14 protein-coding genes and 1 riboswitch are annotated in these 24425 nt (G+C 61.3%); of the genes, 10 read left to right on the forward strand and 4 right to left on the reverse strand.

Annotated elements, in window-relative coordinates:
• Positions 1–857 precede the first annotated feature (857 nt).
• The 5 genes from B5D13_RS01580 to B5D13_RS01600 all read left to right on the forward strand — a co-directional run bounded on the left by B5D13_RS01580 (position 858) and on the right by B5D13_RS01600 (position 11176).
• Positions 858–2150 carry a hypothetical protein gene (locus B5D13_RS01580; RefSeq protein WP_090991462.1) on the forward strand — a complete coding sequence of 431 codons (1293 nt, stop codon included), beginning with the start codon at positions 858–860 and terminating at the stop codon, positions 2148–2150.
• Positions 2147–4264, forward strand: coding sequence for a hypothetical protein (locus tag B5D13_RS01585; protein WP_078686539.1), 2118 nt, complete (start codon positions 2147–2149; stop codon positions 4262–4264). The genes B5D13_RS01580 and B5D13_RS01585 overlap by 4 nt, the downstream gene beginning before the upstream one ends.
• Positions 4254–5270 carry a hypothetical protein gene (locus tag B5D13_RS01590; RefSeq protein WP_078686540.1) on the forward strand — a complete coding sequence of 339 codons (1017 nt, stop codon included), beginning with the start codon at positions 4254–4256 and terminating at the stop codon, positions 5268–5270. The genes B5D13_RS01585 and B5D13_RS01590 overlap by 11 nt, the downstream gene beginning before the upstream one ends.
• A 1-nt stretch (position 5271) precedes the next feature.
• Entirely contained in the window at positions 5272–10491 is a 5220-nt protein-coding gene (locus B5D13_RS01595) for a DEAD/DEAH box helicase (protein ID WP_078686541.1), read from the forward strand.
• 76 nt (positions 10492–10567) lie between these two features.
• Positions 10568–11176 carry a hypothetical protein gene (locus tag B5D13_RS01600; RefSeq protein WP_078686542.1) on the forward strand — a complete coding sequence of 203 codons (609 nt, stop codon included), beginning with the start codon at positions 10568–10570 and terminating at the stop codon, positions 11174–11176.
• Positions 11177–11539: 363 nt separating this feature from the next.
• Here the strand turns inward: B5D13_RS01600 and B5D13_RS01605 are convergent, their stop codons facing one another.
• On the reverse strand, positions 11540–12721 hold the full coding sequence (locus tag B5D13_RS01605; RefSeq protein ID WP_078686543.1) for a tyrosine-type recombinase/integrase: 1182 nt from the start codon (positions 12719–12721) through the stop codon (positions 11540–11542).
• 191 nt (positions 12722–12912) lie between these two features.
• A riboswitch (TPP riboswitch) is annotated at positions 12913–13027 on the forward strand.
• Positions 13028–13075: 48 nt separating this feature from the next.
• On the opposite strand from B5D13_RS01605, the gene B5D13_RS01610 reads away from it, so the two are divergent.
• From B5D13_RS01610 to B5D13_RS01625, 4 genes are read left to right on the forward strand one after another with little or no spacing between them, the layout of a single operon-like run.
• Complete coding sequence (locus tag B5D13_RS01610) at positions 13076–13417, forward strand: thiamine-binding protein (protein ID WP_078686733.1); 342 nt, start codon at positions 13076–13078, stop codon at positions 13415–13417.
• Positions 13417–14199: an ABC transporter permease gene (locus B5D13_RS01615; protein WP_200802600.1), complete on the forward strand. Its 783-nt coding sequence runs from the start codon at positions 13417–13419 to the stop codon at positions 14197–14199. The genes B5D13_RS01610 and B5D13_RS01615 overlap by 1 nt, the downstream gene beginning before the upstream one ends.
• Positions 14189–15289 carry an ABC transporter substrate-binding protein gene (locus tag B5D13_RS01620; protein WP_078686545.1) on the forward strand — a complete coding sequence of 367 codons (1101 nt, stop codon included), beginning with the start codon at positions 14189–14191 and terminating at the stop codon, positions 15287–15289. Before B5D13_RS01615 ends, B5D13_RS01620 begins: the two co-directional genes overlap by 11 nt.
• Positions 15289–16095: an ABC transporter ATP-binding protein gene (locus tag B5D13_RS01625; protein WP_306806902.1), complete on the forward strand. Its 807-nt coding sequence runs from the start codon at positions 15289–15291 to the stop codon at positions 16093–16095. Before B5D13_RS01620 ends, B5D13_RS01625 begins: the two co-directional genes overlap by 1 nt.
• Positions 16096–16494: 399 nt before the next feature.
• On the opposite strand, the gene B5D13_RS01630 is transcribed toward B5D13_RS01625, so the two are convergent.
• From B5D13_RS01630 to B5D13_RS01640, 3 genes are all read right to left on the reverse strand, one after another.
• Positions 16495–18696, reverse strand: coding sequence for an LTA synthase family protein (locus B5D13_RS01630; RefSeq protein ID WP_143327725.1), 2202 nt, complete (start codon positions 18694–18696; stop codon positions 16495–16497).
• Between the two features lie 131 nt (positions 18697–18827).
• A complete protein-coding gene (locus B5D13_RS01635; RefSeq protein WP_078686547.1) occupies positions 18828–20219 on the reverse strand; it encodes an aminopeptidase in 1392 nt (463 codons plus the stop codon).
• Positions 20220–20440: 221 nt separating this feature from the next.
• Positions 20441–21580 carry a hypothetical protein gene (locus tag B5D13_RS01640; protein ID WP_078686548.1) on the reverse strand — a complete coding sequence of 380 codons (1140 nt, stop codon included), beginning with the start codon at positions 21578–21580 and terminating at the stop codon, positions 20441–20443.
• A 348-nt stretch (positions 21581–21928) separates the two neighbouring features.
• Here B5D13_RS01640 and B5D13_RS01645 point away from each other — a divergent pair, with 348 nt between their 5' ends.
• Positions 21929–24325, forward strand: a complete 2397-nt coding sequence (locus B5D13_RS01645; RefSeq protein ID WP_078686549.1) for a C69 family dipeptidase — start codon at positions 21929–21931, stop codon at positions 24323–24325.
• The last annotated feature ends 100 nt before the right edge of the window (positions 24326–24425 follow it).

Consider the following 24425-nt stretch of genomic DNA (forward strand, 5'->3'; position numbering starts at 1 on the left):
TGCGTCACGAGCAGCACGAGCATCCGGCTCCTGCTCCCGCACCTGCGCCTGAACGCGCAGTCCATGCCGTCCATCAGGACGCGCTCGAACTCGGGCGCGGACTGCTCGCGCTTGGCCTTGGACGTCTCTCGCTCGATGTCCCCGTGGACTATGAGGCTCCTCACGTCTACCTTCTCGTCGATGCCGAGGTCGAGCGTCATCTGGGTCTGCATGTCATGTCCTCCCGTCTGGTCAGGCGGGGGAATCCCCTTCGGTTCCCCCTGGGGGCGGGCCATGCAAGTCGGCGCGACACGGGTGGGCTGGGCAGTCGCGCCGACGTCACCGGGAGCGGGATGTGGGAGGGGCCCGCGACGGTGTGCGAGGCTTGCCCGCAGGGGGTCCGAAGGGGATCAGTACTTGTTCGGGTGGGGTGACGGGGTGCCGATCATCGCTCGGCGGGGCGTCGAAGAAGTGTCGTGACGTTTATCCAAGGCATCCAATTACCCAATTGACTAACGCTGCTCGCTTTTGTGTCCGGCGTCTCGAATATGATTGGTTGCGGACAATTCTTATCCAGTGTCAGCTGGAGCCGTGAGGGGGGTGAACCAATGGATGTCGCCTTTATGAAAGCAGGGCGTGATTCTCCGCGCCTAATTACGGCAGAAGACCTGCAGGGGAAGTATGGCGCATGGGTACCAAGAGACATCAGGTTTACCTGCCCAAACTGCGGGCAACCGGTAAAACCTTGTGCCATGTCTAGAGGGGGCTTTCAGTCACCCCACTTTAGGCATGAGCAGAATAATGAGATTGCAAAGCAATGCGATTTGTATGCAAGCGGAGTTGGCGGGTATGGTGAATGGGAGTATCAACAAATCCCCATGCCAATGTTCATCCACAAGTTGACGAAAACCCACGACCACTTTGTGGTTGAGGGTGGTTTCAAAAGCGTTGACCAATCAGTCTTAGAGGTCCTTGAGAGGTCTCACGCAAGGCTCGCGATGGGGACGAAGCGCTATGACGTAAGCAGTCGAAGGTTCGGTTCGGGGATTGCGAGAATCCCCTTTGAAGATATCTCGCTAAGCCCATCGGACAACATTCGCCTCATTAGCTCACCGTTAAGGTTCGAAGAAGTTTGGAGCCCTCCGGAGGATGCTATCAAGGCGATGGTTTTCACGTGTGAGCGCGATACCCTCCAGGGAAAGCGGCTGCGGTTGGGAGAGTCTGTATGCGCGGGTGACACACTCTTTCTCCTTGCGCCTTTACGGGAAAAGGCTGCAATCATGAGAGCGTTTAGCGATTCGGGACATGTCGGATTCGCTGGCTCTGTCATGGGGTCATCAAAACTGCAGGTCTATAAAGTGACGCTGCCTTCTAACGCTGGCCGCCTTGACGGAGAGGCTGCATATCTCAGATCCTGCGGCATACTTGTAGATGCTCCACGAGTAGAGCCCGAACTTCTTTGGCCGCCCTCGCTCAATGGGGATGGAAGTGTGCGACCGCTGTTTTCTAATTCGAGCTGCTTCTTCGGTGTTCATACGACTCAGCCTACCGGATCCATCTTTGTTAGCGACGATCCTGGATCTATCAGGTACGCCTTGCCAAACATGCTCATTCCTACAGATGGTCACGGTTACGCTTGCCTAGTGCTTGAGCCCTCCAGCACCGCCCGTCTGGTGTTGGCAAAGCCGGATACGTCGGAAGGATCCGTGCTTGTCGATGCGAACAGTCCGGACGCCATTGCCTTCCTTTCACATACGGGTGGAATCGTGAGCATCGACAATGATGACAACACGATACGAATCGTGGCCAATTCGCCAGTGACCGTTGTCTGGTTGCGTAAGGGCCATGCTTGGGAAAAGCTCGACTTGACTATAGATGCGACTAGGCACGAGAAGGCCATATTTCCTGGGGAGCTCGTTAAGGTCGTCAGGCAGCTCAGGAACTCACCTTGGTTGCTAACCATCTGGGAGCACGATCCGGAGTGTCAAGATACATCTGACTCGCCAAAGCGCGGAGGGGCGGAGGCTGGCCCCGAAGCAAGGAAGGGCCTTCTCGATTCACTCCTGCCAAGAGACAAGCGGTTCGCGATGGCACGTGCGTCAGGCCGGTTGAATGAACTCGCGACATCCAAGGATAAAGAATTCGTACTGAAAAGGAGCGGGTCGAGATGATTGATGACTTGTCTGACCAGGAGCGATACTCAGTATGCGTTGCTAATGTCGAAGTGGGCTACGAAAGGCTCTTCTACAAGTTCTTCCGCATCGCCGACTACGATCCTGAAACGCCGACTGAGATAGCCCCCTCTGTTGTCGAATCGGACGTGAGGGCCCCCGAAGAAAGGCGTGCTCATCCCAACTATCTTTACAATCCGCAGGTGGTCGACAGATATGAGGACAGGGTTTCGGACTTCTACCTTTTCAGATGGGGGTGGGGATACGACGATCGCGGCAGGCCCCTCACTGAGGCAGAGGGCGTCGAGCGCTTCTTTAAGCGCGGACGAGAGCTCAAAGAAGTTATCGCCCCGGAAGGCGTGCACAACGAAGAGGACCTGCGGCGTGCGCTGAGAGCGGGGATTCCCTTTGAAGGAAAGACGACAAGGATCTTCTACCTCGTGTATGGCAAGGAAGGTCCGTGGGTGCTCGCGGCGAAATGCGACAGAAGCGACTTCTCCTTTAGTGACGGGCTACTGAGCCTGCCGCCAAAGGTCACAAACGTGAGGGGCCATGCGCTAAGGGTCCCACGCCTCAAGCTCGACCCCGACGAAATAATCGAGCCTGCACATGCTTCAGTTGCTTCAAGGAGAGTGTATGGAGTCCTTGATGAGCTGGAGAGCAACGGCAACGTGCTGCTTCGTCTCCTTGACGACTTTGCCGACGACTACGTGAGGTGGTTTATTAATCAGGAGAAGATCGACCAGGTAACCAAAGCCGAGAGACAACGGGTTATGAGGAGCGTCATCGAGGGCGCCCTCGATCGACCGGATGCCCTCGAAAAGTACCTCGAGGCGGGTGTCCCGAACGAAGACGTCGAAGCCCTAAAGCATGCAATCGTTGCAAGCGCCTCTGACAGTGACGATGAATCTAGAAAGCTCATACGAAGCGCGCTGCTCAGGGACGAAGCATTCCGCGCGGAGTGTGTTGACCAGGTCATGGAAGAAAGCACTGCGATCCTGAAGCAGAGAGAGAAGGAAATCGACTCAGCCTCGGCCCGGCTCGAAAGCGTCAGGGCAGAGGTGTCCGCAGCGGAGAACAGGCTTGCCGAAGCCGTTGCGGAGCGGGATTCTATTCGCGATGAGATTCTCAAGGGGCAGGAAGAAGTCTCCTCCCTTGCAAAGGACAAGGAGTCTGCGCTTGAGGAGTTGGAGTCGAGTGTAGCTCTCAAGCTAGGGCTTAAGGCGGTCTCCTCGGCTGCGGCTCCCGTTAAGCTCAATACGCCTGGACTGTCCATCGTTACGGGCGAAGCCGCAGACAAGGTTGCCGAGGCAGAGACCTTACGAGGGGCTTTGTCAGAGAACATGGGAAAGCTCGGCATCTCTTGTCTCGTGGGGGACCCGGACGAGGTCCGCGGCCGCTGTGCTGTGGGAATCGAAGCCGCCCTAAGCGCGACGAACATCTTCGCCATCCCTATGCCCATAGCACCGCCCATGGCAGATGCTCTCTCGGTGGCATTGACGGGCAAGACTGCTAAAAGGGTGCGAGTCCCCTCGGATTACAGGTCTGTTCTGGAGCTGCTGTCGGAGACCCCTGATGCGGGTGAGGTGACGGTCTTCGAGAACGTCATAGATCCAGTCAACGAGGGTGCCCTATTTGCGCTTGCCAACTCGGATGGTCGAGGTGTAATAATCCTTCCCTTCACTTCTCATGCGAGTGCAAGCCTCGTGGCGAAAGAGGCTTGGGACAGGGTGTTCCTTCCCAATGTTGAAAGCCTATGCCTGGTTCCATCCCTTGCCCGGCGCAATCGGCGGTTGTCGCGGATGAGGGAGCCTTTTTCGGCACTAAAGGTTGACGGAGAGGAAGTCCTAGACACGACCCGCGGACTCATCTCGGATCTCGAGGAGCTCAACCTCCCCGACACGAGTCTCCTCCTACCCGCAACTGTTCTTACTGCATTTGATGCATTGCCCGAAAGCGAGAACGAGGTGTATGGCCCCCTGTCCATCGTCAGCTTGCACCTCGGTATCGTGACCGGGCTCGATGGCGGCTCATTCGAGGTACTTGCAGAGAGATCCGAAGGTGATGTCGGACTCTTGCAGCTAGCAAGGAGGCTCGAAAGGGATGCCAGCTAAGAATGGCCTGTTCCTACGCATGGCGAAGGACATCGGGGTCAAGAAATACAAGGGGGAGTCCGACGAGGGCTTTTCCCGGCGCACCGCGTACACCGCCTCGCGATACTGGACCTCTGCTTTCTGTATGGATGACGGATCAGGCGGCGACTCTGGTCTCTCCAGGCAGGCACTGAACAGAAAGTTGCGATCCTGGATAGGGAGGCTCGACAATGCCCAGCCTGGCATTAGCGAGTGGTTCGAGGTTGACCAGGGTAATGTTTCGTGCATATACAACAGGCTGATAGATGTGGGGGAGCTCAAGGAAGATGGGTTCTCCAATCGGTTTAGGGCGCAGCCACCAACGTTGGCCGTCGTTGGAATGGGGCAGGCGCTGATAGTTGGCATGTTCGATCCGACCAACACCAGCGAGGCAGTGCTGGGATACCACAGGCCTGACATCGTCGCAACAGGGCTGGCCTCAATAGTGGCCTCGGACTTGGAGGCGCCTGCCCAGAATCCCCGATGGTGGGAAACTGAGTGGGAGCTCCTCGCATGGGCTCGCGCTTCCGATTTCGGATCGGTGGAGTACGCGAACCCCGCGACGCGAGCCTGGGGCCTCAGGAACGGGGAGGTCTGGTCACCTGATTTTAGGCCAACAAAAGGGATCGCCCTTGCCAGGACCACCTCGAACGACCGTGGCGGAACGACCTACTATGCTGCAAGGCCTGTGGGAGGGAAGCCGTTCCTGTGCTCAGTCGAGCAGACAAAAGCCCTCGAGCTGTATTACCACATCAAGGAGATCGCCGGCAATCCCGTTGTCGCACGGCTCAGAAGAATAGACGACCAGCACGTCGAGCTCGCCATGCCGCTGGGGCTCATCCCGGGAGAATATGACCGGGTGCTTGAGGTTGCGAGCTGGCCCGTCCGGAACGTGTCCGACCGCTTCGACAGGCTCATGAGGGCCGAGTGCGTCCCAATGGCAAGGGACCTCCTGTCGAAGTGCGGAGTGGTCCTTAAGGAGGCCTGAGTTGTCAGAGATTCATGGCGTCGAGATGGTCAAGCACGAGCTCAAGAAGACCATCGTCGACTACATCGAGACAGAGTACTTTGGGAAGACTCCCGAGCTGAGGGCAAGGTGCGACAACGAGCTTAGGGGCTCCACCACCCTTTTCCAAGAGCCCTACTACGAGGCGACCCCGGCGTATGAGACGTCTGCTAGCGGGATCTCTCTCGCGCGGATTCCCAGTGGCGCCAGACGCTTTCTCGAGGCGATGGCGGCAGAGGGAAGGGGGGTCTACGCATCGCCGTACGCGCACCAGGTCGCCTCCCTCGAGGCGTTCTGGAGAGGAGATGACATTCTTGTCTCCACCGGCACGGGGTCCGGCAAGACCGAGTGCTTCATGTGGCCGATGATCTCAAAGCTGGCGCTGGAGGCAAGCGAGAGCCCTGCATCCTGGGGCGAGAGGGCGGTTCGTGCGCTCGTGCTGTACCCGATGAACGCCCTCGTCTCGGACCAGCTGGGAAGGCTCAGACGAATTCTCGGTGGCAGCCCAGAGGAGTTCAACAGGGCATGGACGGAGGACTCACCGAGGGGCAGGCGCCCACAGTTCGGGATGTACACGGGCCGGACGCCATATCCGGGTGCCAAGCAGAACCCGAAGAGGGATGCCGACTACTCAGAAACGGTCACGCGCGACTTGCTCGAGGCGGACGAGGAAGACCGGGAGAAGCTGCGCGAGCACGGCAAGTATCCCGAGAAGAACGACCTGGCCTCGTTCGTGAGTAGCGTCCGCTCGCACAGAAGCGGCTGGGCGGAGGAGGACGCCGAGATGCTGCTGCGGTTCGAGATGCAGGAGCACGCACCCGACATCCTCGTCACCAACTACTCGATGCTTCAGTACATGCTCATGCGATCCGTGGAAGGCAGGATCTGGGCCAGCACCGCGAAATGGCTCCGGGAAAACCCCTTGCAGAGCCTTCTCGTCGTTGTCGACGAGGCGCACATGTACAAGGGTGCTGCTGGAGGCGAGGTCGCCCTGCTCCTGCGCAGGCTCATGCACAAGCTTGGGATCGACGCGAGCAGGGTGCAGTTCATATTGACGAGCGCCTCAATCCCCGACGACGACACGTCGACGATTGCCTTCTACGAGGACATGACGGGCAAGCAGGGAGACGGGCTAAAGATCGTGCGCGGTAACGTCGCCAAGCGTAAAGCAGGGGGAGCCCTGGAGGTCCCGGCAGAAAAGTTGCTCGAAGTCGATGTCGCTGCCCTGCAGGAGGGCGGGAGCTCGCTCGTGGACCAGGTGGACGGTTTTGCCTCGCTGGTCGGGTTGGCTCACCCCGAGTTCGCGAGTGCCGAGGAGGTCTCATCATGGCTCGGGACGACCCTCCCTGAGCTCGGCCCATTCTGCCGCCTCGAGGACGCGGTCCGCTCGTCCTGCATGACTATCGAGGAAATCTCATCGCGCGTGTTCCCGGCAGAGGATGCCGCCCTCGCCGCCACTGACGCGCTCATGAACCTTGCTGCCATCGCCAAGGACTATGAGGGGCGAGCGCTGCTTCCGATAAGGATGCACATGTTCGTGCGCGGAATCCAAGAGCTGACCGCGTGCAGCAACCCCGCCTGTCGTCACGCGCCACAGGACGGGCTGGGATTGGGGCGGGTGTACGTCAACAGGCCTGCAGGGCGATGCCTCTGCGGCGCCAAAACCTACGACCTGCAGACTGACCGCAACTGCGGTGCCATATTCCTGAGAGGATACGCATCAAGCATTGACGGAGACTTCTATCTCTGGAACGAGAGGCCGGACCCCACGAGGAGCTTCTTCGAAGTGAGCCTCTATGTTCCATCCGAGGGTGAGGAGGTCGCTGGGCTCGAGACGGGGTGGCTCAACTCGCTGACAGGGAAGGTCCATCGCGATGACAGCCATGCCGGTCAGGACGGATTCCTCAGGGTTGCCTTCTGTCTGCCAGACGAGGAGGACGAGGACAAGCTAAGGCCCTCGAAGTGCCCCAAGTGCAACGGCAAGGTTGCCCTCGTCGACTTCGTGACGAAGGGCAACGAGCCCTTCTACAACGTCGTCGCAAGGCAGTTCGAGCTCCAGCCCGGGTCGAGCAAGCCGAGCGAGCTTGCGGCCAACCCGAACGCCGGAAAGAAAGTCATCCTGTTCTCCGACAGCAGACAGGGGGCGGCTAGGATAGCGAAGGACCTCACAGACGCCTCGGACAGGAACCTCACCACCAAGGTGCTCGTCCTTGCTGCCCGCGAGCTTGAGTCATGGGCGGAGGAGGAGGGAGGGTACGCCTCCCTCAGAAGGCTGTTCCCGGCATTTCTCAAGGTGGTCCACGATCGGGGCATCAAGCTCTTCTCCGGCGAATCACGCAAGACGCTTGAGGAAAGGGTGTCCAAGCTCGAGGAAGACGACAGCTTCGATGACCTGGAAGACGTCATAGACGCCATGCCGACGCCCCCCGAGGCGTACAGCGAATATCTTCTCAAGAGCCTATGCGACAGGTACCACTCCCTTTCCGACTCGACCGTGGGCTGGATCCGCCCAACAGACAAGGCGTGGAGGGCCGTGAGGAAGAAGCTCAGGGCAGGAAAAGTCGACATGGAAAGGGAGGAGTTCGAGGCTGTCTTCTATGCCTGGTCGAGTTACGCGATGGTGAGGCTGACTGCCCTCGATGCCGACATTCCCCCCAAGGTCAGGATGCGCGTGCTCTATACAGGGTCGCAGTACGGGCTGCTGCCTTCGAATCCATTCCAAGGCCAGAAGGTTGGAAGGGGGTCGCTAATCGGCCTTCTTGGGTCGAGGTTCAATCAACAGCAGGTTGAGGTGATAGCCGATTGCATCGTATCTTTCCTCGAGCGTCCAGCGAGCTCCACCTCAGACCTCCAATTCATCAACACGCACAAGGTTTTCCTCCATATCGACCCAGATGCCGACTGGCAAGTATGTCCGAGGTGCGGGAAGGTCTCCCCTTACAGCCTGTGGGGGAAGTGCCCGCACTGCAAGCAGGGCGAGGTGCACTCACTCGGCAACAGCTTCGAGGGAGTTTCGTTCTGGCGCGACCCGCTTGTCAGGGCGGTGAACGGCGAGGAGGCCGTCCTCAGGACCAGAATCAACACAGAGGAGCACACAGCCCAGCTCTCCCACAAAGACCAAGAGGGAGACACGTGGTCGACAACCGAAGAGTACGAGATGCGGTTCCAGGACATCTACGTTGGGGACAAGAGGGAGCCTGTCGACATTCTGAGCTGTACCACCACAATGGAAGTCGGCATCGACATCGGGTCTCTGACGGCGGTGGGCCTGCGGAACATCCCTCCGATGAGGGAGAACTACCAGCAGAGGGCGGGCCGTGCCGGGCGACGCGGGTCGGCGATCTCGACAATCGTTACGTACGTAGATACGCATCCCTTCGACAACACCTACTTCAAGGACCCGACCAGGATCGTCAGAGGCGAACTCCGCGAGCCAAGAATCGACGTGGCCAACGAGAAGCTGGTCAGAAGGCACCTCGCTACGGTCTTCTTTACCTACTTCGGAGACTCGATTGGTAAGTCCATTGACGCCCTGACAGTGCAGGAGTTCTTTAACGAGAGGTACGCCTCGTTCAGGACGTCGCTGAGAGGCTTTCGTCTCTCGGAGAGGGAGCGGCGAGTCCTTATCCCGACGGGGATGATCGTCGACCTTGAGGCATCTAAAACGAGGCTTGAGGGCGAGGTCGACGGCATAAAGGAGAGCTTCGTCGCAAGGCCCGAGTCGTTTCTCAATACCGATGGGAAGACCTACAAGAGCGTCCTAGACTGCCTTCTGGAGGCAGCGGTACTGCCCACCTACTCGTTTCCGAGAAACGTGGTTGGCTTCGAGGTCGAGGACGGGGGGAGGGGCGACAAGCTCCTGCAGAAACCCGAACGATCCCTCGACATTGCTATCAGCGAGTACGCCCCAGGAAGAGAGATCATTATCGACAAGAAGACCTACATCTCGGGTGGCATATACACGCACTCGTCGAAGTTCTCGCGCAAGCTTGAGGACAGGGAGAACCCCGCAAGGGCTTACTTTAGAAGCGGCGACTATCACAAGAGGATCCTCTTTTGCGAGAATCCATCCTGTGGCTGGTTCGGTATTCGCGAAGACCTTGGCGGCAGGGACACGTGTCCGTTCTGCGGTGGTAGCGAGCTGTCCGAGAGCGAGTTCATTAAGCCCTGGGGCTTTGCTCCGCGCAACGGTTCCGAGGCAGATACCGGTCGCGACAGCCCTGATATTTCGTCGGCGGAACTGCCCTGTTACTCTGCCATACCAGATGAGGCTCTCACACCGTCCCGGTACGAGCGGATAGCATACGCGAATAGGCATGACTGCTCCCTAATCGTGGCCAACCGTGGTCCACGACGTCATGGCTTCGACATATGCAGCAAGTGCGGTGCCGCATACCCTTCTACAGATGCGGACACGCGAGAGGCGAAGGGAATCAAACCCCCATTTCTACGCAGCGCAAGCGGCGGATGGGCGAACTGCCAGCACAGCTTCAAGCATTCCGTTGTTATCGGAAGCATCTTCAACACCGACCTCGTCATCTTCGAGCTATCGATCGATCCCGCCGAGGTGTGCACCTCGTATGATAACCCGTGGCTCAGAAGGGCGTGCGTCTCGCTTGGCGAGGCGCTAAAGCTAGCGGCTGTGGATTTGCTCGACATAGACTTTGGCGAGCTTTGCGTCGGGACGCGCCGGAGGTTTGCCCGGAATCGCGTAGTCGTTGACATCTACCTATTCGACTCTTTATCGAGCGGCGCGGGATACTCGTCCCTCTTGGCTAATTCTTCTGCGCTCGACGAGCTGATCAAGAGGGCGACAAGGATTCTCTCAGACTGTGACTGCGAGTCGGCTTGCCTCAACTGCCTAAAGCACTACAGCAACAAGCGAATGCATGAAGACTTGGACAGACACGCCGCACTCGACCTCCTTCGCTATGTGACAAGGGGTGTAATTAGAGGGGAGACAGTCAGGGTTGCGTCGAAGCTGTTCGCCCCATTGTCAGAAGCCTTGTCTCAGGAGGGGGCAGATTGTTCGCTGCGAGGAGATATCCTCACTGCTTCGTTTGGAGGGCGGGAGATAGAGATTCTCGCAATACCGAACATGATTAACAAGACAATCAAAAGGGGTACCGTACAGCTCTGGGAGGGTGAGATTGAGCACGGCCTTCCCGAGGCATTCGATGAGGTAGTTAGCGCATTGGTATAGTAGAGCGCACCTGAGCCCGCTACCTTTGTAGTTTAAAGGCGACCCTAGGGTTCGGCAGCAGGATGATTGGTGGGACATGAGGCTGGTTGACAACGAGGGCAACGATACCGACTACACGCTCATCAAGTGGGGCCCGGGTGGCGCGTGGGGCTTCGAGGAGCTGGAACATGGCGTCACTCAGATGCTGCCTGACTACGAGGGCCATGACGTGTCCGTCGACCTTGGCGACCAGCCGATGATCGTCTACAAGGACATCCCCCTCGAGATGGTCGAGGAGTTCGTCCAGCGCGGACTTGTTGCTAAGTCGTACCGGTTCGGTTCGAAGGTGCTGGACCTCATGCGTAGGAACCCCGAGGCGAGACTCGGCGCCATGGTCGCGTGCTCCTGGGACGAGGGAGTCGGCTGGTATGCCGTCGTAAGGGGTGTCCGCCTCCAGGAGAAGGAGCCGTCCGCGGCGGACCTGGTCGCGTGCCAGGACATGTCGAGGACGTTCCTGCTCCCGACCGACGAGGGCCACCGCCTCTCACAGTCGTGCATGGTCGCCTGGTTCGCAAGTGGCATGGCGAGCGCGGACGCCTACGACTGGCGCGGAGACTCGTATGGGGATATGGCGCGGGCTCACGAGCTTCCCATCCCGACAATGGAGAGCCTGAGAGCAGGCGCCGAGGGAAAGAGCAACTCCTAAGGCAGCCTCCCTTTCTCATGAGCGTCTTCGCCAGGGTCTTCTTGCTGACCCTGATTGAACGTCCGATATAGATTTGGGGGAGAGCCTGGCAAATCGTGAACGCCTTTGTCCGACCGATGCCAAAGACCTCTTGGAGGTCCCTTGGTCCGATCCATTCCGGCCGGTCCGCGAGAGGGGAGTTGTCCCGCATCGACGCGGCTCTCGTCACCATTTCATCTGCCATGTCCGCTCCAGCTCGTTTTGTTCGTCTAGTTCAGGTGGAAACGAGCATATGGCGAAGCTGCTGGATTGGTTTGCGAAGAGGGGTGGCGATGCGGCCCTAAGCGGCCCTAAGAGGCTGAGTCACACGGATTCCACGATTGACTAGCGCTGCGTCATGAGGTCTGCGACTACCGCGCCTGCTGCAGCCTTTGCCTGTGGATCGTTGCTTGCGTAGATATTGAGGGTCATGGCCACGCTCGAGTGGCCCATGAGACTTGCCGCGGCCTTCGCGTCGACTCCGGCCCTGAGCAGCATGGTCGCGTATGTGTGCCTGAGGGAGTAGAAGGTTGCGAGCTCGCCCGTGGTCCCGTAGATCTCCCACTTGTCAGCGAAGTCGTGGAATGCTCTGGACAGGGCATGGTGGCCGTAGTAGTGACCCTCCGTATCTCCCAGAACGTAGAAGCCTTGCAGCTTTGAGAGCTTCTGGGTGCCGAATACGGTCCTCGCTCTGGCCCTCAACCTCTTGACGAGGTCGGGATCGATGGGGACATCGCGCCTGCCAGCGGACGTCTTTGGGCCTTTCTCGACGACCTTGCCGCCCGCCATACAGATGCAGTTTCGCACCTTGATGGCACCGTCGTGCAGGTCGACGTTCTCCCATTGCAGCCCCAGGGCTTCCTCGTTCCTGAGCCCGGCCCCAAGCCCCAACCGAATGGCAAGCGTCAGCTGGTCATCGGGCATCTCGTCGAGGATGCCCAGCAGCCTCTTGCGCGTCGCGTCGTCGAGGGCGTTGGGCTCCTTGCGCACCAGACGGGGCGGCTTAACGGATCTGGTTATGGGCATGGACGAGATGCATCCCTCTTCTAATGCCAGGTAGAGGAACCTTTTGAGTGCGTTGTGTGCACGGGCGACGGTCTCCCTTGCGTAACCGCTTGAGAGCATTTTCTGCCCCATCGTGCGGACCATGTTGGTGGTGATGTCGTTGATGGGGACGTCATCGATGAACCTGAGGATGAGGTTGACCTCGCTCTTGTACTTTGCATAGGTCGTGCTTGCGATGAGGCCGGACCTAAGCTGCTCGTCGACCTTCTCGTTCATGAAGGTCGATAGCTTGGGAGAGTTGACGACCTCCGGCGGAAGGATCTCCTCCAGGAGCGCCGCCCTCTCGAGCTCCGTCCTGATTCTCTCCTTCTCCTGCTGCGCTTCCTTCTGGGTCTGGGCGTGGATGTTCCTAGAGACCTGCTTCCAAGCAACCTGTCCGTTGGGCTTCTCAACCCTGTATGAGAATCGTGCCTGCCAAAGGTCACCGTGGATGTTTCTGAGCGATCCGTCTGTGTATTTCATCTCGCATGCCCTTCTTACCGTGGACGGGTAATCCAGCCCCAACAGTGCACGAAGGGACGCGGATTTAGGCTAGCGTTGCGAACGGACTGAACGATACCCAATTCGCGTTTCCGTACTCTGCGAACAATCTGAACGGGTTTGACTGTGGGCCTTTTACCTGCATTTTGCAGTCTCATGAGGCTCTGCTATAATGGACGCACACGGGGAGCTGGGGATTTGGCCCGGCTGAGAGGAATGACCCAATCATTCGACCCTAGAACCTGATCCGGGTAATGCCGGCGTAGGGACCAGAGCACCGCATGTTCGGGCGCCTACGAAGTCGTGGCGCCTTTTTTGGTGCCTGGAAGGAGAAAGATGAACTGTTCCGTTGCTATCCAGTATCTTCCCATGAACGCGGGGTCCGACGAGGAGGTGTGCCGCATCGTCGACGAGGTGATCGCGGCAATCGATGCCTCAGGGCTCGACTACTACGTAGGCCCGTTCGAGACCACCGTCGAGGGCGACTTTGACGCGTGCATGGACCTTATCAAGACTTGCCTCAAGGCGGGTGCCGCTGCGGGATGCGCCGAGAGCGCCTCGTACGTGAAGATCAGCTATCGCCCCGAGGGCGAAGTCATGACCACCGAGCGCAAGATCGGGAAGTACCACCAGACCGACTCCGAGTTCGCGGGCGGAGACTCCTCGGTGGTGGCGTAGTGGCGCGCACGTCCCGCCGCGCGCTCCGTGTCGTGATTCCTGCCCTGACCGTCGTGGCCCTGCTGGTGCTGTGGCAGCTGGCGGTCGTGGTCGGACTCGTCCCCAACTATCTGCTGCCCAGCCCCACGCAGGTGCTGTCGGCTATCGCGGGCGATAGGTGCCTGCTCTTCTCGCATGCCGTGACCACGCTGGTCGAGGCCGCCCTTGGCCTGGCCATCGGCGTTGCCGTGGGATTCGCGGTGGCCGTCGCCATGGACCGGTTCCAGACCGTCGCCCTGGCGCTGGACCCGCTCATGACGGTGTCGCAGACCATCCCGACGGTGGCCATCGCTCCGCTGCTGGTGCTGTGGTTTGGCTATGGGCTCGCGCCCAAGGTCGTGCTCGTGGTGCTCTCGACCTTCTTTCCCGTCACCGTCTCGCTGGTGACGGGCTTCAGGTCGGTCGACCCCGACATGATCGACCTGATGCGCACCATGCGGGCCACGCGCTGGCAGATCTTCTGGCAGGTCAAACTGCCCGCGGCGATGGACCATCTGTTTAGCGGACTGCGCATCAGCGCGACCTACGCGATCGTGGGTGCGGTGATTGCCGAGTGGCTGGGTGGCTTCTCGGGCCTGGGCGTGTATATGACGCGCGTGCGCAAGTCCTTCTCGTACGACCGCATGTTTGCGGTGATTGTGATCATCTCTGCACTCTCCCTTGCGCTGATGGGGCTCGTGAGCCTCCTGCAGCGCGCTCTCATGCCCTGGAAGCGGGCGGAAAGGAACGACCATGAAGACTAGGAACGAGCAGGTGGCTGGCATTAGAGCAGGCGGTTGCGGGGCGGGTGGCTCGCGCATTTCTCGCCGTGCGTTCGTGCGCGGCGCGGCGCTTGCCGCGGCGCTGGGCCTTGCGGGCTGCGGAGCCTACGACAACTCGGGTGCGACCGGCGGCTCGGATACGTCCGCGAAGTCTGGGAAGGACTCGGTGACCAAGCTCACCTTCTGCCTTGACTACACCCCCAACACCAATCACACGGGGGTCTACGTTGCCCAGCAGAAGGGCTACTTTGCCGACGAGGGGCTCGAGGTTGAGATTGTCCAGCCGGCTGAGGACACCGCCGAGGCCATGATCGGCTCCGGCGAGGCCCAGCTGGGCGTGAGCTACCAGGACTACATCGCCAACGTGCTAGCCTCGGACAGCCCGGTGCCAGTCGTCGCCGTGGCGGCCATCATCCAGCACAACACCTCGGGCATCATGAGTCGCAAGGCCGATGGGATAACTTCGGCGCGCGGCATGTGCGACCACGTGTACGCCACCTGGGACATGCCCATCGAGCAGGCGACCATCAAGCAGATCGTCGAGGACGATGGCGGTGACTACTCGAAGGTGAAGATGGTTCCCTACAGCGTGGACGACGAGGTCGCCGGCCTGAGGGGTGACATGTTCGACACCGTCTGGGTCTACGAGGGATGGGCGGTCCAGAACGCCGCGCTCCAGGGCTACGACGTGAACTACTTCAACTTTCGCGACATGGACGACGTGTTCGACTTCTACACCCCGGTCATCGCGGCCAACGGCGACTATGCCCAGCAGAACCCGGACGTGGTGAAGGCTTTCCTGCGCGCGGTACGCCGCGGCTACGAGGACGCCATCAAGGACCCGGAGGCAAGCGCTGACCTCCTGTGCGCCGCCGTTCCCGAGATGGACGCCGCCCTGGCGAAGCAGAGTGCGCTGTTCCTGGCGGGGCAGTACCAGGCGGACGCGCCCACGTGGGGAGTCATCGATGCGGACCGCTGGGCGAGGTACTTCTTGTGGCTTAACGAGAAGGGTCTCGTCGAGAAGCAGCTCGACACGGGCGCAGGCTGGACAATGGACTATCTGGAGCAGTAGTGGGCCAGGAAGAGACGACAATGAGGGGCGTCGTGGACGAGGTGCCTGCGCTTGAGGCGCGCCGGCTCACGTTGGCATGGTCCGGAGACGAGGCTCCCGTCGTGCGTGGCGTGAGCCTTCATGTGGGCGTGGGGGAGTCCGTCTGCCTGGTCGGCCGATCCGGCTGCGGCAAGACGACGATCTTGCATGCGCTCTCGGGGCTCACGCGGCCGCGCGCGGGCAGCGTCTTGCTGCACGGGCGCGACGTGACGGGCGTGCCGGGGGACGTCAGCTACATGCTCCAGAAGGACCTGCTGCTTCCCAGCAAGCGCATCATCGACAACGTGTGCCTTCCGTTGGTCCTCTCTGGCGAGAGCGCGGGAGAGGCGCGAGCCAAGGCCCGCCCTCTGTTTGGGCGCTTCGGCCTGGAGGGGTGCGAGGACAGCTGGCCGAGCGAGCTCTCTGGCGGCATGCGCCAGCGCGCTGCGTTCCTGCGGACCTATCTGATGGGCAATGATGTGCTGCTGCTGGACGAGCCCTTCTCGGCGCTCGACGCCATCACGCGCGCGGAGATGCGCTCGTGGTACTGCGACATGGCCCGCGAGCTGCGTCTGGCGACGCTGACCATCACCCACGACGTGGACGAGGCCGTCGGCATGGCGCAGCGCATCTACGTCCTGACGGGCGATCCGCGCGCCGGCGTGCCGAGCCGCGTGAGCGCCGAGGTTCGCGTGGGGCGCCCTGAGGGCGTCTCGTTCGAGGAGTTCGCGTTGTCGCATGAGTTCCTCGCGTGCAAGCGCGAGGTGTTGGAGGCGTTGGGGGCGTAGGAGAGGGGGCGGGTCCGGTGACGGACCTGCCCCCTGTTGGTTGCTGTCTCTGCGCGAGGAATGCCGAGCGGTGCGGGCGGTCACCCGAATCGGCTGGAAGCAGCTCTCGGTCACCCTAATCGGCCGTCGGAAGCCCTGCGGTCACCAAAATCGGTTGGAAGCAGCTCTTCCTTCCATGATTGCCTGGCAAAACCAAGCCCAGAGAGCTGCCACGAGCCGATTTGGGTGACCGAAGGAGTGGTCGGTCGGCGCGCTGCGCCAAGTTCCACCCATGACGATCTTCGCACCGACGCCGACGGGAGCGAAAAAAAGAAGTAGCGCCGACTCCGTGGTATTGGAGCCGGCGCTCGCTTGTGATGCGCCAGACCGCTTGGTTGGCACGGTTGAGCGAATCCGTCCTTAGACCCTCGAACCAAAGTTGAGGTAGTTGATGTTCTCGAGGTCGGAGATCTGCGAGGCCAGGGGAGACGTGGTGTCCGTGGTCTCGTAATAGTGGCCGTCGGCGTCCATGGCGCCGATTGCCGAGATTGCGGGCATCGTTTGGGACATGCCCAGGTTGGCCTTCTGGTAGTCGGTCAGGGGGATGCCGGCCTGCTGGGCGAGGATGGCACTGAGGTAGTTGACGCTCGTTGCCCTGTTCTCGCTGGTTTGGCTGTTTTCAGCCACGTCGTAGTTGGCCCAGACGATGTAGGTCGTTTGGTAGGTCTTCATGATGTGGTCGAGCGAGTCAGGATTCTCGGCGGGGGTGATGCGATCGTTCTCCCACTGCGAGATTGACGGCTGGTGGTCTCCGAAGAACAGCAGGATGACGGGGCGATCGAGCTTCTTGAGCTCACCGATGAGGTACTGCAGGTCCTTGTCGGACTGCTGGATGCACGTGAGGTACTCGTTGAGCTGCGCGTTGTCATAGTCCGACTGGTTGGGGATCGAGTAGTTCGTCAGTAGCTCCTGGGGGATGTTGAACTGGTCGTAGCCCGTGTGGTTCTGCATCGTGACGTCGAAGATGAACTGCGGACCGTCATTGTTCTTCAGGATGTCGAGGACCTTGTCGTAGGTCGCCGCGTCCGTGACGCCGCTGTGGAAGCACGGAGCGTTCTGGAAGCCGTTGACGTCGATGAATTGGTCGAAGCCGAACTGCTGGTAGACCTTGTCACGCTTCCAGTTGCTGGCCAGGTTGGGGTGGATGGCGGTGGTGCTGTAGCCCAGGTCCTTCAGCTGGCTGGCGAGCGTCTCCACCTTGTCCATGCTGTAGAGGTTGTAAGGGTACTTGCCGGTGCCCACGTAGGCCATGCTGTTGCCAGTCAGGAACTCGAACTCGGAGTTGCAGGTGCCTCCACCCAGCACGGAGGTGTAGAGCTTGCCGCGCATGAGGCAGTCGTCCATCGAGTTGTAGAAGGCGGGGCCGGTGTAGCCGAAGTTGCCCAGGACGCTGATGTCGGCGAAGGTCTCGTTCATGATGCAGACGATCGCCGGCTGCTTGGTGCCGAACTGAGCGTTGGCGGCCTGGTACTTCTTCCAGCTGGCGACGTCCGCCTCGGCCTTCGAGGCGTAGGTGCTCTGAATCTGCTCGGCGGCCTCGGTGCTGTAGCCCTCCGGCTTGCGGATGGGCATCTCGTAGGCTATCGAGACGAAGCTGGTCAGGAAGCCATTGGCGCGATATGCCTTGACGGGCTCCCAGAACTTGGTCTTGTTGCCGGCAATGTAGCCGTGCGCGCCCTGCGTGCAGGCGACGGTGCCCATGCAGCATGCGGCCGCAAGGACAAGGTTGAGCACGAGGGCCAGGACGCGACGGGCGATGCGACCCTTGGCGGCGGCGTCCTCGACATCGGAGCCGGCCTTGGCAGCGGCTCCGACCGTGGAGCCGGACTCGGCACTGGCGACGGGCGAGACGAAGGCGAGCACGCCCAGGCCCAGGCAGGTGATGGCTGCGGCGAGGAGGACGCTCGGTCCGAACGAGAAGTTCAGGCCTCCGCTGACCGCGGCTGCGGTGCCCAGCGCAAACAGGTCGCCGGGCATGATGGCGCTGCCCTTGAGGACGATGACGTAGTACTCGGCGACGCCGATCAGGAACAGCGCGACCAGCAGGAAGTTGCAGCCCCAGCTGCGGTGCTGGAACAGGAAGTACATCATGAGCATGGCGAGGGTGATCATGCCCTGCTCCCACAGGCGGGAGGTGGCGTCCATCCACGAGATGCTGTCGTTCCACGAGATCTCGTGGGCGTAGAACGCGATGGCCGAGACCAGGAGCACGATCACTAGGTCGCGCACCAGGAGGATGGCGCCGCGACGCAGGCCGCTTCCCAGGAAGCCGTCGATCTTGCGGCCGATGCGGTCGCGCTGCAGCGCGGCGGAGCCGGCCACGGTGGCGGCGAGCGAGAAGAGCGCGAGCGTGCCGGGGTCACCGCTGTAGAGTCCCACCAGCTGGAGCACGGAGCCCACCAGGAGGATTGCCATGAAGCTGATGGCCCAGGCCCTGGCGCGCCTGGAGGGGGAGCGGTCGACGCCGCCCTCGCCCTCCTGCGTCTGCCAGCGAATCAGAAAGGCGAGCGCACCGATGCCGACCAGGGGTATGAGCGCCGCCAGAAACGTTCCAAGATTCATGAGGGAGTGCCTTGTCGTCTTTCGGGCGAGGAGGACGTGGCGTCTGTCCTTCTCGCCCATGCGGATAGTGAGGGTGGATGGTGGTGGCTCGACATGCCGGGCCGGCCGGTCGAGCTAGGCCATCTGCCAAGCTAGGCCAGCTTGAGGAAGGCCTCGTAGCCCTTGTAGGCCTCGTAGACGTCGGCCTTGCTGATGGTCTCCCAGGGCGCGTGCATGCTGAGCACGGGCACGCCGCAGTCGATGACGTTCATGCCGTACTTCGCGAGGATGTAGGCGATGGTTCCGCCGCCGCCGGCGTCGACCTTGCCAAGCTCGGCGGTCTGGTAGTGGACGCCTGCCTTGTCCATGCAGGCGCGGATCTCGGCCATGTACTCGGCGTCGGCATCGTTGGAGCCGCTCTTGCCGCGGCTTCCGGTGTACTTGTTGAAGGTCAGGCCGTGGCCCATGAAGCAGGAGTTCTTGAGCTCGAAGACCGAGGCAAAGGTGGGGTCGAACGCCGCGGAGACGTCACTGGAGAGCATGCGGGACCTGCGCAGGCAGCGGCGCAGGTTGAGCTCGCCGCCTTCGCCCGCGAGCTCGAGGATCTCGGCCATGGCGTCCTCGAAGAATCGACTGGTCATGCCCGTGGCGCCCACGGAGCCAATCTCCTCCTTGTCGACCAGGATGGTGACGGCGGTCTTCTGCGGAGCCTCGCACTCGAGTTGGGCGACGAGGCTGGGGTAGGCGCAGGAGCTGTCGTCGTGGCCGTAGCCTAGGATCATCGAGCGGTCCAGGCCCATGTCACGAGCGGGCCCCGCAGGCACGACCTCGAGCTCTGCCGAGAGGAAGTCCTCCTCCTCGATCTCGAGGTTGGTCTTGAGCAGGTCGAGGAGGGCGGTCTTGACAGGTGTCTTGTTCTCCTTCTTGTCGTCCAGCTTGACCGGGCGGTTGCCGATGATGACGTCGAGCATCTCGCCCTCGATGGCGTCGGCAGCGGTCTTGCTCATCTGGTCCTTTGAGAGGTGGATGAGGATGTCGGAGACGCAGAACACGGGGTCGTCTGCCGCCTCGCCGATGGTCACGGGCACGACGGTGCCGTCGGTCTTTACGATGACGCCGTGCAGGGCCAGGGGAATGGTGACCCACTGGTACTTCTTGATGCCGCCATAGTAGTGGGTGTCGAGCGTGACGATCTCGTTCTTCTCGTCCATGGGGTTCTGCTTGACGTCCAGGCGCGGCGAGTCGATGTGCGCGCCCAGGATGTTGAGGCCCTTGGCGAGGGGCATGGTGCCCAGCTGGACCAGCAGGACGCCCTTGCCGTGGTTGGAGGCGTAGACCTTGTCGCCTGCCTTGAGGGGCTCGCCGGACTCGACGAGTTCCGCGAGGTCGCGGTAGCCGGCCTGGCGCGCCATGGCGATGGACGCGGAGCAAATTTCTCGCTCGATCTTGTTGTCCGAGATGAACTGGCGATACTCGCCGGCAAACTTCTGGACCGCCTCGAGCTGCTGCTCGGAGTAGTCGCTCCATGCGTTGGGACGCTGCATGCTTGCACTGCCTTTCTACGAAAGCGGCGCGACTGGCACAATGCCGGCCGCGCCGCACTTAACAACCGTGCTATTGCCAGGGGCACTCTGCGTCGTGCGCTCCCTGCGGGTGGTGGCTCTGGTGCGTCCGGACCGATGCGGTCGCGGGTCGCGGAGCCGCCTGGCCGCACACCCAAAAGAGAGGCGCTTGCACGCGAATTGCGCTGCCTAGCATAGTCTACCTAACCCTTCGAGGCGGAGCTTGTGGTGCCTCCCGCAGATGATGACCCTGTGGAGCTGCCCGAGCCGCTGGTCGAGCCGGAGCCGCTCGCGGAGCCTGAGCCGCTTCCGGACTCGCCCTTGCTGCCCGAGGAGCTGCCTGTGTTTCCGCTGGCGGAGCCGCTGTTGGAGCTGCTGCCCGAGCTGCCTGACCCGGTGCCGTTCGAGCTGCCGGAGCCACTTCCGGACTCGCCCTTGCCGTTCGAGTGCGAGCTCGAGCCGTTGGACGCGGAGGCGCCTTCGGATTCGCTCGTGCCCTCGCCCTTGCTCGAGTTGGAGGACGTGCCCTCAGACTCGGACTTGTTCTCCGCAGTCTTCTCTCCCTCGGAAGCCGTCGCCTCGGACTTGCCCTCCTCGCTGGAGGATCCGGTCGCCTTGCTCAGAGGCTCGTAGGGGCCGGACTCGGTCGGGTCGGTAGTGGTGGGGGATATGATTGGCTCGGTGCTGCCGATGCCCTGGCCTGAGGTTGCTACGGTGATGACCAGCGCGTACGCCAACACCGCGGCGATGGCGACGATTACGGTCACGATGGCGGCGACTCTGCGCAGCCTCTTCGCGCGACGCTGGGCCGCGGCCTGGCTCATGTCGTCCGAGGCGATGGGGGTGCCGGTCTCGGCGTACTCGCCGGAGCCGCCCAAGGGCGTCAGGTCTTGCTCCAGCTCGTGGGGAAGGTGCCTGATGACGGTGTGCTCGGGGTCGATCTGGTCTGCCGTGACGTCCTGCCCGGTGACGGTGTCGTAGTAGGTGGCGCTCTGGTCTGCGGCGCTTCTGTTGCCGGCGTCGGTCGCCTGCATCCTCTGGGTCATGCCGGGCGAGAGGCGGTCCTGGTCAGGTATTGCCTTGATCTTTTCGGCCGATGCGGCGAGCATGCCCTTGTACACCTGCGTCGCCACGGCTGTCGCCGCTGCCGCGACGCCGACTCCGATGATCGATCCGGCAAGGCCGATCTTGCTCTGCAGCGCGAAGGACGTAACCGCCGCGAGCGCACTTGCGACAACGGAAGTCATCGAGAACTCCGAGAACACGCCCTTCTTGGGCTCGTCGTCCTGCGCCCGGGACGCCTCCTGTGTCTGTCGCTCGGACTGGTTTTGCTGGTTTCCCACGAGAAAGACTCCTTGCTCTTTCGCTCTGGCTCGGGCTAGGTGCCCGGAACATACCTCTAATTTGGATACCCCACTATAGGTTCGCGTCTCGCGCTCTCGGCAATTACACGAAGACATAACAAGCTCTAGCCTCCCGCCTGTTATTTGTACTTGCGAGGGAGCATTTAAGAACCTGCGGACGGACGACGGTTCTGCCCGGTGGCCTCTGCACTTCTCGCATTCGGACGCTGGGCGGCAAAAACGCAACGCTCGCAAGCGGATTAGCTTTCTTTAAGGATTGTTACCTTATTGTAACGATTGCTTCTGAAATGCAGCGTGGCGGACCACGTCCGCCGGAGGGAGACAGGTATGTACAAGAGGGGAAGAATTGCAAAGCTTGTCACGTCAACGGCGCTCGCGGCGATCATGGCGGGGCTCCCGGCCGTCCAGGCGCTCGCATGCACGCAGGTGACCATCGGCAACCAGCTGACGAGCGACGGGGACACCTACTTCGGCCGCTCCGAGGACTACTCGAACCGCTACGGCAAGGTGTTCGGCATCGAGCCCGCCACCGATGACGGCAAGGTCATCCAGAGCTACGAGTATGGTGACAACCCTGCTGACTCGTTCCGCTACGAGATTACCGGCCCCACGTTCCGCTACACCTATGTGCGTGACACGCCCGACAACTGGACCAGCCAGGGCGATCCTGGCGCCAAGGCCTATTCGGAGGCGGGTACCAACGAGAAGGGCGTGAGCCTTTCCTCCACGCTGACCACGAACATGAACGCCGCCGTCGCGGATGTCGACCCGTGCGTCAAAACGGGCATCGGCGAGTACAGCATTGCGGATTTCGTCCTGTCGCAGGCGACCACCGCTCGCGAGGGCGTCGAGCTCCTGGGCAAGGTCATCGATGAGCAGGGCTCCCAGGACTGCAACCAGATCGTTATCGGCGATGCCAACGAGACCTGGATCTTCATGCAGCTCTCCGGGCGCCAGTGGTGCGCGGTCAAGTGCGCAAGCAACCTGGTCTCGATCAACCCGAATATGAGCAACCTTCAGTTTGACGTCGACCTTGAGGACCAGAGTGTCTGCCTGCACTCTGCCGGCATGGCCCAGACGGCACGGACGGCCCACACCTATGTCGAGACCAACGGCAGGATGAACGTCGCCGCCTCTTACGGCAAGACCTCCGTCGAGCAGGGCTATGGCCAGAACATCCGCTACGTCCAGGGCCACAAGTACTTTGGCGACGCGAACCTTGGCGGCTACACGCTCGTGGCTGGCGAGGGAGTGAAGAGCATCGACAACAACCAGCTGTTCTTCTCGCCCACCAATGCCTCGATTGACACGTTCACCGCGCTGCGCGTCTTCGCCTGCCGCGGCGAGGGTACCGATGTCGACGCCAACGCGAACGCGGGCTTCTACGCCATCGGCAGCAACCGCAACACCGAGAGCCACATGTTCCAGGTACGCGACGAGTACGCGACGAGCGACCCGGAGGTCGCGACCATCCAGTGGGAGGGTCTGTCCCGCTCCGAGTTTACGGTCTTCGTCCCGTCCTACTCTAACCTTCTGACCAACGTCGACACCGAGCTGTATCCCAACGAGGCAAACTTCTCCGTCGGGCACGTCGGTATCCAGAAAGAGGGCGGCAATGCCGACAAGATCGCCCAGAACGAGCAGACGGCGATGGCCGACGGCGACCAGGTGAACCTGGACTACGTTCTGATGGACATCAACACGCTCGCCTACAATCACCGCGATACGGTTGCCACCGGTGCCCACGCCTACCTCGACGCCCTGCAGAAGGAGATCATCGAGGAGCAGAAGACGGTCGACTCCTATGTCGTCGCGGCTCAGGGTACCGAGGCGCGCACGGCACTTGCCAACAGGGCTCACGCTGTCGTCTCGCGCGGCACCTTCGAGAAGACCCACAAGCTGCTCGAGGAGATTCGCGCCTATTTGAAGGCCGGCGACATCTCGCAGCCGTTTGCCGCCTCGGACCTCACGGCCGACGGTAAGCTCGCCGAGCCGCTGGGCTACGCCGACGCCTTCACCCTGACCATCGACCGTCAGCCCGCATCCGCGACAGCCTTCCAGAACGAGGGCACGCCTGCCCTGACGGTGAGCGCAAAGAGCGGCTCCAGCGACAAACTGAGCTACAAGTGGCAGAAGTCGACCGATGAGAGCAACTGGAGCGACTGCGGCAGCAGCGACACCTACGCGCCGCAGACGGCCGACCTGGGCACGACCTTCTACCGCGTTATCGTTTCGGACGACAATGGCAACTCCGTCATCTCGGAAAGCGCCAAGATCGAGGTTGTCGAGAAGCCCGTCAAGCAGAAGACGGGCTCGATGTACCGCCTGTACAACCCCTACACGAGCGAGCACTTCTATACCGCCAACTTCGACGAGATGATCATGAACGTCGGCCTCGGCTGGAAGTACGAGGGCGTTGGCTGGGAGGCTCCCGAGCACTCCAACACCCCGGTCTATCGCCTGTACAACCCATATACGAGCGACCACCACTACACGGTGAGCCCAGCCGAGCGCGACAGCCTGGTCGCTGCCGGCTGGAACGACGAGGGCATCGGCTGGTACTCCGACGACGAGCAGGGCGTGCCCCTGTATCGCCAGTACAACCCCTACGCCCGCACCGGTGCTCACAACTACACTGCCAGCGGCTACGAGAGGGACTCCCTGGTCAAGGCCGGCTGGAGGGATGAGGGCGTCGGCTGGTACGGCGTCGCCGAGGAGGACTAGCGCTCGATGGCTCCTCGCCGCCACTTGCTGGTGAGCGTCTCAATCCTCGCAGGGCAATGAGTGCACGAATGGGGGCGCGTCCGATTCGTCGGGCGCGCCC

Source organism: Olsenella sp. KH1P3 (genome assembly GCF_900167315.1).
GTDB lineage: Bacteria > Actinomycetota > Coriobacteriia > Coriobacteriales > Atopobiaceae > Olsenella_J > Olsenella_J umbonata_A.